This window comes from Pseudidiomarina mangrovi, assembly GCF_003999375.1.
Lineage (GTDB): Bacteria > Pseudomonadota > Gammaproteobacteria > Enterobacterales > Alteromonadaceae > Pseudidiomarina > Pseudidiomarina mangrovi.
Map to the genome: position 1 here is coordinate 81,101 of NZ_RJLC01000010.1, position 11,661 is coordinate 92,761.

Below are 11,661 nucleotides of genomic sequence, written 5' to 3' on the forward strand. Positions count from 1 at the left end.
GATCCAGGGAGAAGATATGTATACTAACAATAAATTAGCTAAGTCTATCCGCTTAGCGCTTATGTTTGGTGGCGCTTCATTAGCGTTATCAGGCGCAGCTATTGCCCAAGAAGCACAAGATGGGGAAGAAGTTGAAGAAGCGCAAGAGCGTATCCAAGTTACCGGTTCACGCATCAAGCGTACCGATATGGAAGGTGCAGTACCAGTAACAGTTATCGACCGTGAAGCGATCGACCTGTCTGGTGACATGTCTGTATCTGACATCATCCGTAACACTACTTTTAACTCTGCCGGTTCATTCCGTCCACAGTCTGGTAGCTCAGCACAAGGTGTTGCGCAAGTAGATTTACGTGGTCTGGGTGCATCACGTACCCTGGTATTGGTTGACGGCCGTCGTTTGACTATGTCGCCATCTACTGGTTCTAGCCAAGACTTGAACGCTATCCCATTGGGTGCTGTAGAGCGTATCGAAATCTTGTCTGATGGTGCATCTGCTATCTACGGTTCTGATGCAATCGGTGGTGTAATCAACGTTATCACGCGTAAAGACTACAACGGCGCACAAATCACTTTAGGTGCTGGCCAAGTTTCTGTTCCTGCTGATGGCGGTGATCGTGAGCAAGGTAGCGTGTTGTTCGGTTCTTCTGATTCTAAAACCCAATTATTGGGTGGCGTATCTTGGAACACTCGTGAAATCGTATTTGAGCGTGACTACCCATGGGTACAATCAGGTTCATCAATCTACGGTAACAACTTCCGTTATTGGACTGGTACTGCATGGAGCGGTTTTAGTGGCGTTCCTAATGGCTGTGGCGAAGAAAACTTCTTTGCTGATGGCGCTCTGTGTCGTTATAACTTTAACGCTACTAACGCTAATGAAGCCTCTTCACGTAACCAATCATTGTTCCTGAAAGGCCGTCACCAGATCAACAATGACTGGGCATTCTATGCGAACGCTAGCATTGCTGAAACTGAGTCATTTGGTCGTTATGCACCAGCCCCAGATTCAAACATCTTCTACGCTGGCTTAGCAACTGATGGCGATAGCTACAACAACCCAACCAACCCAGATGCGTGGATGTATGACCCACGTAACCCAAATGCAGTAGCATTCACTTGGGCTGGTCCACAAAACGCGCCAGTAGCGTTCTATCACCGCTTTGCCGCCATGGGTAACCGTGACAGCACCGTAACCAACAACAATAAAGACTTGTTGTTAGGTTTTGAAGGTACTGTGGGTGATTTAGAAGTTGATTTCGGCTACCGTCGTGTACGTAACACTACTAACGATATCGGTAATGGCTATTTGGCTGCTACGACTGCATGGTCTAACGTTAACAACTTTAACCCTGGTTACTGTTCTGATGGTTCGTTTGATGCGCAAAACTGTAGCTTTGGTTATGACATTCAGTCGCCAGGCGCAAACCCAGCGAACGTTTTAGCTGCTGGTGTGGTCACCATCTCACGTATCTCACGCTTTGATATCGATGAGTATTTTGCCAACACCTCATTTGACGTAATGGAAACCGAAGCTGGTATGATCCAAGCCTTCGTTGGTTTCGAGCACCGTCAAGAGCGTTATCAAGATAAATACGACTCACAATCAGAAGCCGGCTTGGTCGGTGGTTCAGCAGGTAACTCTGCAGGTGGTGGTCGTCGTGTGAACTCTGGCTTCTTCGAAGTGTTAGTTCCAGTCACTTATGACTTCGAACTGAACTTTGCAGGCCGTTTCGATAAGTACTCAGACTTCGGTTCTAACTTCTCACCAAAAGCTAGCTTTAAGTGGGCGATTTCTGATGATATCATCTGGCGTGGTTCATGGGGTCAAGGTTTCCGTGCACCGTCACTGGACATCTTAACTCAGTTAACTTCGTTCTCTGCCGACTCAGTCGTTGACGCGCAAACCAGCTTGGTATTGTGTGGTAACGCTACTGTCGCTTGTCAGGTTAATGCCTACTACATCGCTAACCCAGATTTGGCCGCTGAAAACTCACGTCAAATCTCGACTGGTTTAGCGGTTAACGTCACTGATGATATCAACTTCGCGTTAGACTACTATGACATCACTATCAGTGACCGTATTCGTTCATTCGGTTCACAGACACTGATTGACCGTACTCTAGCAGGGGATCCAATTCCTCCTGGTTTGGGTGTAACTCGTGATGCCAACGGCGTAATCACGCGTATTGATGCTGGTTATGGTAACGAAGGTACTGTGACTACTTCAGGTCTTGACTTCAACATTCGCGTAAACTGGGACTTCGGTTCAGCTGGCGCGTTGACGCAAAACTTGCAAGCATCACACATGCTTGACTACTCAACTGACGGTGGCCGTAACATCGTTCGTGACCCAGGTTTACCACGTAACCGCGTGGTATTCAGTAACACTTACAACCTGAACGACTGGACATTTGCCTACAACATGAACTTCATTGGCAACCAGTACAACAGCGTTGTTGCTGATGTAAATGGTGCAGATGGCGTAGCACGTAGCGGTAACATTGGTTCATGGACTACTCACGATGTACAAGTGAGCTATGATACTCAGTGGGACAACCGTTTCACTTTCGGTGTTCAGAACGCGTTTGAGAAGTTACCACAACTTCGTTCATACGGCGGTCGTGACTACAACTACAACCTGTATAACGGTTGGGGTCGTGTCATGTACGTTCGTTTCCAACAAAACTTCTAATCTAGAGGTTTTATTGAACGCAATTAAAACGGGGCCTAAGGCCCCGTTTTTTATGTTTGAAAGAATAGTTTTTTAGTTAGGCAGATTTGGTTAGTACCAACACCCAGCCAAATAATTTTCCATCAATGGCTAATTCTTCCGCCGTTAAAGTCATATCGAGTTGTTTCGCAGATTTAACCAGTGTGCTGATGTCTTTTTTAGCGAGAGATGCGTTTAGCTGGTCTTCGACGCGCATGCGATGGTCATTCAGTAGACGATACTCTAATCCAAGAGCTTCCATGAGCTGAGGTTGATTGGTTGCGGTCATGGCTTGTAGTAAACGGGCTACACGGCTAATGACGTCGTTGACATAGGCTTTTTGACCAGCAGCACTGAAACGCTCTTGTAAGATATCCATGGTCCACTTTAATGAACGACTCAAAATAGTGTGATGTGGAAAGGTTTGCCAGCCCTCTAAACCTATTTGTGGGATGGCCTGACGAGCTAAGTCAAAATACATATCCGCTTGCTGAAATAGTGGACTTACCTCAAGACAATAGCGCAGCACTTCAACCGCATGCTGTGAATTTTTAGTCAACTCACTGTTACTGTGGTGACTGACGAAGATTGCCTTTGCGCCCGGCTTTAGCGCTTTAGCCAATGCCCGCATACTTTCTTTACGATCACTGTATTCGAAGCCAAACTGGCTAACGGCCAAATCTACCGACTGGTCTGCAAAAGGCAGTTCTTCAGCAGCAACAGCGCTATGAAAGGTAATGGCTTTGAGCTTTTTCGCAATAGTAGGTTGCTGCTCAAATTGCTTGGCTGGATTGATCACCGCTTTATCGAGCCCCTCTACGCTAAAATGACGTTGATTAGCACGACCATAATCATAGGCCAAAATAGCTAAGGCGCCATTGCCGGTGCCGATGTCTATAATCTTCGCGGTTGCTGGTGCGCTGGCAAATTGGTGCTCCCAGAATTGTTTTAATTCGCCGCTGTAGCCATCTTTGACGTTGCCTTCAGCAAAGCTATTGAGCACGCCGCTGGTTTGCCAATAGGCACTCCAATGTTCCATAGTTACTCCTTAGTGGCCAGACGCAGGTGCGCCCAGCGTTGATGGGATATGTCGCAGCTAGATGGTAGAGGGTTATGCTTTGAATGCCAAGTATTACAGCAGAAAATGGCGTTCCCGGCGGGATTTGAACCTGCGACCTGCCCCTTAGGAGGGGGCTGCTCTATCCAGCTGAGCTACGGGAACTTAGCCAGGTTAAGAGGGACTTAACCTGGCTTAACGAAGGTTATTTGCTACTACGCTTGCCGCCAATATGCTCGGCAAAGAATAGTTCTAGTTCGCGGTATAAATCGAAGCGGTTCTGCTCTTTTTGGAAACCGTGACCTTCATCGCGGACCATGGATTTATACGGTTTTTTCGCCGCCTTGAGAGCACGCGTTAGCGCTTCGTATTGAGCCATGGGCACGCGTACGTCATCTTCACCGTGAACGATATACAATGGCACTTTGATTTTATCGACTTGGAAGGCGGGTGAGTTCGCTTCAAGCTCGGCTTTGTCATCGCCTAAAACGCGCGATAAATAGCGTCGGCCACTTTCTCGTGAGGGGATATCGCCATCGGTTTTCATCACTGGTAGTGAGTACACGCCAACATAACCGACACTGCACTGGTACAGATCTGGCTCACGCACCACGCCCATCAGTGAGGCATAGCCACCGTAACTGCCGCCGTAAATACAGATGCGGTCTTTATCGGCGTAGCCTTGTTCAATGGCCCACAAGGTGGCATCAGTGACATCATCTTGCATTTCGCGGCCCCATTTACGATAGCCGGCTTCGATAAATTCTTGGCCGTAACCACCCGAGCCACGGAAGTTTACTTGCACCACCGCATAACCGCGGTTGGCAAAGAACTGATTCTCGTCGCTAAAGCCCCAATCGTCGCGGATACCATGTGGGCCGCCATGAATATTCATGATGGTTGGTAATGGGCTGCTGCCGTCATAGCCATTGGGTAGGGTGATGTAGCCGTGAATGGTTAAGCCGTCACGCGCAGTGAAACTAAATGGCTTCATTTCGCCCATGGCTAACGGATCAAGCTTAGGTTTTGGCGACGCCACATAGCCGGCTTTTAGGGTTTCGGTGTCAAAAATATAGTATTCGCCGGCGTTGCGGTCAGAACGAACAAAGACCACCGCCTGCTTACCATCGCGGGTAACGTTACGAATGGTCACGCGCTGGCCCGGAAACGCCTGCTCAAGATTCTTTAACAGCTTGGCCGATGGGCTATCATCAATATAGGTGCGTTCGACATAGCCGGGCATAAAGTCGAAGGCGACAGTTTCGTCATTCAGGCCATTGACGCGCGAATACACATCAACCACTGGATTGTCAGCAATTTTCTTAATTTCTGCACTGTCGGTATCGAATTGATACACCGCTTGGGTCTTACTGTCGTGCGACGAATACATGTAAGCATAGCGGTTATCAGTAGCAAAGCCGGCAAAACCAACGCTGGTAGCAGTCAAGCCGTCGAGTTTCAGCTCTTTCCAGTCATCATTATTGGGGCTGCGATAGTAGAACCATGAGGTGCCTTTGCCGTATTCGTCTTTACGGGTTTCCTCGTAGGCGACCGCTAAACGAATTTTGCCGGTGTTATCGGTCAATAGTGCGTTGGCTTTCGGGGGTTGGTCGCCGACGAAGTATTCACGACCATCGTTGACATTCAATAAATGCGCCTTGGCTTCACCGCCATCGGCGAAATGCCGTTTGGCAATCAGAATATGTTCTGGATCATCGGGCAACAAATTGAGGATAGTGAACCCCGAACGTTGTACTTTGAAGATCTCGCGACGGTTACTGCCGTCGGCATTGGCTGCATACAAACTCGGTACGCCGCCTTGACGATCAAGATAACCAACAAATTTTGCCCCAGTAAAGATAATGCGCTCTGGGGTAACCCAGGAGATACCGGCGAAGCGAATGTTGTCACCGAAGGCAAAGCTGGTGGTAATTTTGCGTTGCTCGCGGTCGAAAATGACTATTTGGTCACGCGGGCCATCGCTGGCTTTAATGGCGAAATACTTACCGGTGGGTGAGATCACCACATCTTCATACTGTGAGCGTTCGAAAAAATGCTCAACCGGGATTAAATCGCTACTGGCATGGGTGGGCATTGAGCTGGCCCCCAAAAATAACAGTAGCGTGAGGTGAAGAAGAATTGTTACACGTTTCATGATAAGCCTTGTTATATAATCGTTAGCGTTGTTAACAGTAACATTATGACTACATGACCAAGCTGATGAAACCCTTTAAACACAAAAAAGCCGACAATGATGTCGGCTTTTTCAAGGTAATTGTAAGTAACCGTTACAATACGGTGACTTAGCTCAACGCGCTGATTTTTGCGTTCAAGCGGGCCTTATGGCGAGCGGCTTTGTTTTTGCCGATCAAACCTTTGGTCGCGTAACGATCCAACACTGGCTGAAGAGAAGTGAATGCCTGCGTTGCAGCCGCTTTATCGCCTGCTTCAACTGCAGCAGTTACTTTCTTCAACAAGGTACGCATCATTGAGCGACGGCTCGCGTTGTGGCGGCGGTTCTTTTCCGCTTGTACCGCACGCTTTTTCGCAGACTTAATATTAGCCAAGGTGGACTCCTAAAATTCGTTATCTGTGTGCAATGGTGTAATAGGGCGGGGAATATGCCTGTTTTTGGAGTTAAAGTCAAGCCTGTAATTGGCAAAACACAACTGTAAATAGCTCTACGCCTTGGCGGTATTCTACGCTATTCTTAAGTAGATCTCACCCGACAATAACGAAAACAACAGACATCGAGGCTGCTATGTGGACATGGACTAAACGCACGCTCCTAACGGTGGTGGTGGTTGCCGCCATCTTTATCATCAACGGTATTTGGTTTAAGCCGTTCTCTATGCGGGTGTTTTATGACCGCAGCATGCTTGAGATGGCTGGTGGTTCGCCGCAAGCTTTGACCCAATTGCGGGTATTAGAGCAATTCGGTATTCGTGGCCACAACGCCAAACTAGACGATATGTCGCCGGCTGCGCAAGCTGAGCAATTTGCTGCCATGAAAGATACCTATGCGATGTTTCAGTCGTATGGTCGCGAAGGCCGCGACGGGCAAGATTTAATCTCCTACGATATTTTTGACTACTTCTTTGGCCAAATGGTGGAAGGCGAGCGCTGGCAACATCATGGCTACCCGGTCAACCAGATGTTCGGTGTGCATACCCGCTTTCCGCAATTTATGACCGATATGCATCAAGTCGGTGATGATACCGATGCCGAGTATTATCTTACTCGCCTCAATGGCGTTGATGAGCAATTTGCCGGGTTATTGGAATCGCTGCGGGTGGCTGAAGCCGAAGGTATTATTCCGCCACGCTTTGTGATTGAGGCGGTGATTGGGCAAATGGACAACGTTATTGCCTCAGCACCGGCTGAGCACGTGTTAGTGACCACCTTTGCTGACAAACTGGCGAAAACCGAGGTTACCGCTGAAGCTCAAGCTGACTTTGTGGCGCAAGCCGAAGTGGCGGTGCGCGATGTGGTGTATCCTGCTTACGCCGACTTGAAAGCCTATTTCGTCAACTTGCAAGGTAAAGCGACTGATGACGCGGGCGTGTGGAAGCTGCCTGATGGCGATGATTATTATGCCTATCAATTACGCCGCTATACCACCACCGATTTAAGCGCCGATGCGATTCACCAATTGGGTTTAAGTGAGGTGGCACGCATTCAAGCTGAGATGCGCGCTATCTTCAATGAGCTTGGTTACGATGCTGCCATTCCGGTCGGGGCGTTATTGCAAGTTCTTAACGAGTCGCCAGAGTTTTTGTACCCAGATACGGCCGAGGGGCGTGAGCAAATCTTGGCCGACTATCGCGCTATTATCGATGACATTTATACCTACATTGACCCCGCATTTCGGTTAAAGCCGCAAGCCGGCCTTGAAGTGGTACGGGTACCTGAATACGCCGAGAAGAATGCTCCGGGTGCTTATTACCAAGGCCCAGCCCTAGATGGCTCGCGGCCTGGGCGTTTTTTTGCCAACTTGTACGATATCAAAGCCACGCCAAAGTACGGTATGAAAACCTTGGCGGTGCATGAGGGCGTGCCGGGTCACCATTACCAAATTGCCTTAAACCAAGAAATTGAGGGCTTGCCGATTTTCCGCTCATTCGTGCCATTCTCAGTGCATTCAGAGGGTTGGGCGCTGTACACCGAGCAAATGATGGCCGATTTGGGTTTCTATGAAAATGACCCACATGGTGACTTGGGGCGCCTGCAGGCTGAGCTATTTCGTGCTATTCGCTTAGTCGTGGATACCGGTATTCATGCCAAACGCTGGAGCCGCGAAGAAGCCATTGCCTATATGGCGGCGGAAGGCGGTATGACTATGTCTGATGTGGTGTCAGAAATTGAGCGCTATATCGTCATGCCAGGCCAAGCTACCTCGTACAAAATGGGTATGATTAAGTTCTTAGAATTCCGTGAAAAAGCGCGTAGCCAGCTTGGCGAGCAGTTTGATGTGCGCGACTTCCACGATGTGATTCTGAAAAATGGCCCAATGCCGATGCATATTTTGGAGCGTTTAGTGGACGCCTACGTGGCGGAGAAACTGGCTGCTGAGACTGCCGCCTAATCATGAGCAAGTCATTAGCCCGCTCGGGGCTCATTGTTAGTGCTATGACCTTTATATCGCGGGTGCTGGGTTTGGTCCGCGATATTGTTATTGCTAACTTAATGGGTGCCGGTGCGGCTGCTGACGTATTCTTTTTTGCCAATAAAATTCCGAATTTTTTACGTCGGCTATTTGCCGAGGGCGCCTTTGCGCAAGCCTTTGTGCCGGTATTGACCGAGTATCATCAAGGCAAGTCTATTGATGACACCAAACTGCTGATTGCGCGGGTGGCGGGCACCTTGGGCACCTTGGTGACTATTGTCACCCTAGTTGGAGTAATTCTATCGCCGTTAGTAGCCGCGCTGTTTGGTACTGGCTGGTTCCTCGATTGGTATCATGACGGCCCGCAAGGGCATAAGTTTGTGTTGGCCAGTGACTTACTGCGCATTACCTTTCCGTATTTGTGGTTTATTACCTTTACTGCCTTAGCCGGCGCTATTCTCAACACCATTGGCAAATTTGCCGTAGCGGCCTTTACCCCAGTATTTCTCAACGTGGCAATTATTGGTGCAGCTATTTGGTTAGCGCCGCAGCTCGAGCAGCCGGAATATGGTTTGGCCTGGGGGGTATTTTTTGGTGGCTTGATTCAGTTTCTGTTTCAGCTACCATTTTTGCGCCGTGCTGGGCTGTTGGTCAGGCCGCGCTGGGGCTGGCGTGACCCAGGCGTTACGCGCATTCGTACGCTGATGATTCCAGCCTTGTTTGGCGTGTCGGTCAGCCAAATTAACTTATTGCTGGATACCTTTATTGCCAGCTTTTTGATGACTGGCTCGATTAGTTGGTTGTACTACGCCGACCGCTTGTTGGAATTCCCGCTGGGGTTATTTGGTATTGCCATTGCCACGGTGATCTTGCCGGCGCTATCGAGCCGCCATGTTGACCGTTCGCCGGAGCAGTTTTCGCGTACCCTCGATTGGGGTATTCGCACTGTGGTGCTGCTAGGTTTACCGGCCATGGTGGGGCTATTGGTGTTGGCGGAGCCTATGCTGATGGTGTTGTTTATGCGCGGTGAGTTCAGCCCCGAAGACGCGCGCTTTGCCTCGTATGCCTTGTATGCCTACGGCAGTGGTCTATTAAGTTTTATGCTGGTGAAAGTGTTAGCCACCGGCTTCTATTCGCGCCAAGACACCAAGCGCCCAGTGCGTTATGGCATTATCGCCATGGTCTCCAACATGGTACTGAATATTATCTTCGCTATTCCCTTTGGCTACGTTGGTTTGGCTATTGCCACCTCATTGTCAGCGCTGATTAACGCCAGTTTGCTGGGCTATAACCTGTGGAAAGATGGCGTGCTGAAGCGTTACCCCGGTACCCTAACCTATATCAGTAAAGTGACCCTAGCAGCTGCTGCAATGGCTGCTGCGGTGCTGTATTTCACGCCGGTGTATAACTGGTGGCTGATTGCGCCGAGCTTTGAACGCATGCTCAAACTGGCGTTTTTAATTGCTGTTGGCGCCGCGGTGTATCTGCTGGCATTGCTGCTACTGCGAGTGAAATGGCGCGCTACTGATTAGGTAGGTGTTTATCGTGGTCTAAATTTAGTCCAAATTTGGACTTTTAAGTATCCTTCAACTATGCTTTGTTTATTGTTTATCGCTATGGAGCATAGCCCCCTATGTACAGTGTTAAAAAACCGCGCGTGACCTCAGTATCCGACTTTAAACGGGGCTTAGCCTCGCTCAATGTTGAAGAGCCGGTGTTAGTCACGCAAAACGGTGATCCGCTCTATGTGGTGCAAGACCCGGTGCAGTATGAGCTGCAGCAAGAGCAGATGGCGCTGTTGAAATTGCTGGCTATTGCTGAAAAAGATGTCAATGCCGGGCGAGTGGTTGGTCAGGCTGACTTGTTGGGCGGCCTGCAACATCGCGCCCTTGCTTATGCTAAGCCGCATGACAAGCCACAGCATGAAGATTGACTACAGCGCTAGTTTTAGTCAGCAGTTTTATCAGCAGTTCGACTATTGGCAAAAGCACATCGGTGCGGCCGCGGCTGAGCGCCTGCTGCGCGAGCTGATTGGTCGCTTTGAGCAAGTACTGCAGCAGTTTCCAGCGGGTTGTCAGGTGTGTGCCGAAGCAGCGGCGCTTGGTTTTACCGATTACTATGAATTTATTGCCGGCGACCGCAACGTACGCATCATTTACCGCCTCACCGATGCCGCGCCACAGAGCGCAGTAGCGTTGTTGTTCTTGCGCACTCAGCAATGTCTGCGCGATCAGTTGATTGAGCTGGTATTAATGCGCCCGTAACGGGTGGTGAGCGGCTAGTGAGCCTGTTATAATCGCGCCTTTTACAGGCAACCTCAGCAATTGAAGCGTGCAATGCAACTAATCCGCGGAATTCATACCATTCGCCCTGAACATTATGGCTGTGTGCTGACTATCGGTAATTTTGATGGCGTGCACTTAGGCCATCAAGCGGTATTGGCGCAAGTGAAAGCGCAAGCGGCGTTGCGTGGAGTACCTGCTACGGTGATGACGTTTGAACCGCAGCCGCAAGAATTGTTTGCGCCGCACGCCGCACCAGCGCGCTTAACCAATTTGCGCGAGAAGCATTTGGCACTCGCTCAGGTTGGCGTAGAACGACACATCATTATTGAGTTTAACCGCAAATTTGCCAGTTACCCACCGCGCGAATTTGTTGAGCAGGTATTGGTGCAACAGCTTGGCGTGCAGTACTTAGTGGTGGGTGATGATTTTCGCTTTGGCAAAGACCGTGGTGGTGATTTTGCCTTGCTGCAAGACATGGGCGCTGTGCATGGTTTTACCGTGGTTGATACCCATAGCTATCGGCAACAACAGCAACGGGTTAGCAGCACTGCAATTCGAAAAGCATTGCAAGCCGCTGATTTTGCCTTGGCCGAAGCCATGCTGGGGCGACCGTACAGCTTTCAAGGCCGGGTCATTCACGGCGAGAAGAAAGGCCGTACCATTGGCTTCCCGACCGCGAATATCGCCTTAAAACGCTTACAGAGCCCCTTGCAAGGGGTGTTTGCCGTGCATGTGCGGCATGCTGGCCAGATCTACCATGGGGTGGCGAATATTGGTCGGCGGCCAACATTGAACGGTGAACTGGTGCAGCTTGAGGTGCACCTGTTTGATTTTAGCGGCGACTTGTACGCCAAGCAGCTTGAAGTGATTCCGCGGGCGTTCATTCGCGCCGAGCAGAAATTCTCTGATTTTAGTGCCTTACAACGGCAAATTATTGACGATGCAGAGCTAGCCCAGACCCTATTGAGAGGGTAAACTGAGGCTATCTGATGAGACAGGAAGT

9 protein-coding genes and 1 tRNA gene are annotated in these 11,661 nt (G+C 49.7%); 6 read left to right on the plus strand and 4 right to left on the minus strand.

Annotated features, from left to right (window positions below; genetic code table 11):
• Positions 1-16: 16 nt before the first annotated feature.
• Complete coding sequence (locus EFO84_RS03515) at positions 17-2,692, plus strand: TonB-dependent receptor plug domain-containing protein (RefSeq protein ID WP_127346694.1); 2,676 nt, start codon at positions 17-19, stop codon at positions 2,690-2,692.
• 76 nt (positions 2,693-2,768) lie between these two features.
• Here the strand turns inward: EFO84_RS03515 and EFO84_RS03520 are convergent, their stop codons facing one another.
• The 4 genes from EFO84_RS03520 to rpsT form a co-directional block, all read right to left on the minus strand.
• Positions 2,769-3,749, minus strand: a complete 981-nt coding sequence (locus EFO84_RS03520; protein WP_127346695.1) for a class I SAM-dependent methyltransferase — start codon at positions 3,747-3,749, stop codon at positions 2,769-2,771.
• A gap of 106 nt (positions 3,750-3,855) precedes the next feature.
• Positions 3,856-3,932, minus strand: a tRNA-Arg gene (locus tag EFO84_RS03525).
• 40 nt (positions 3,933-3,972) lie between these two features.
• Entirely contained in the window at positions 3,973-5,922 is a 1,950-nt protein-coding gene (locus tag EFO84_RS03530; protein WP_127346696.1) for an alpha/beta hydrolase family protein, read from the minus strand.
• Between the two features lie 148 nt (positions 5,923-6,070).
• Positions 6,071-6,334, minus strand: a complete 264-nt coding sequence (rpsT, locus tag EFO84_RS03535; protein ID WP_127346697.1) for a 30S ribosomal protein S20 — start codon at positions 6,332-6,334, stop codon at positions 6,071-6,073.
• Between the two features lie 194 nt (positions 6,335-6,528).
• Between rpsT and EFO84_RS03540 the strand changes: the two genes are divergently transcribed.
• The 5 genes from EFO84_RS03540 to ribF all read left to right on the plus strand — a co-directional run bounded on the left by EFO84_RS03540 (position 6,529) and on the right by ribF (position 11,633).
• Positions 6,529-8,352, plus strand: a complete 1,824-nt coding sequence (locus EFO84_RS03540) for a DUF885 domain-containing protein (protein WP_127346698.1) — start codon at positions 6,529-6,531, stop codon at positions 8,350-8,352.
• Positions 8,353-8,354: 2 nt separating this feature from the next.
• Positions 8,355-9,905, plus strand: coding sequence for a murein biosynthesis integral membrane protein MurJ (gene murJ / locus EFO84_RS03545; protein ID WP_127346699.1), 1,551 nt, complete (start codon positions 8,355-8,357; stop codon positions 9,903-9,905).
• Between the two features lie 101 nt (positions 9,906-10,006).
• Entirely contained in the window at positions 10,007-10,306 is a 300-nt protein-coding gene (locus EFO84_RS03550; protein ID WP_127346700.1) for a type II toxin-antitoxin system Phd/YefM family antitoxin, read from the plus strand.
• On the plus strand, positions 10,296-10,637 hold the full coding sequence (locus EFO84_RS03555; RefSeq protein ID WP_164742369.1) for a type II toxin-antitoxin system RelE/ParE family toxin: 342 nt from the start codon (positions 10,296-10,298) through the stop codon (positions 10,635-10,637). Before EFO84_RS03550 ends, EFO84_RS03555 begins: the two co-directional genes overlap by 11 nt.
• 72 nt (positions 10,638-10,709) lie before the next feature.
• Entirely contained in the window at positions 10,710-11,633 is a 924-nt protein-coding gene (gene ribF, locus EFO84_RS03560) for a bifunctional riboflavin kinase/FAD synthetase (RefSeq protein ID WP_127346702.1), read from the plus strand.
• Positions 11,634-11,661: the final 28 nt, after the last annotated feature.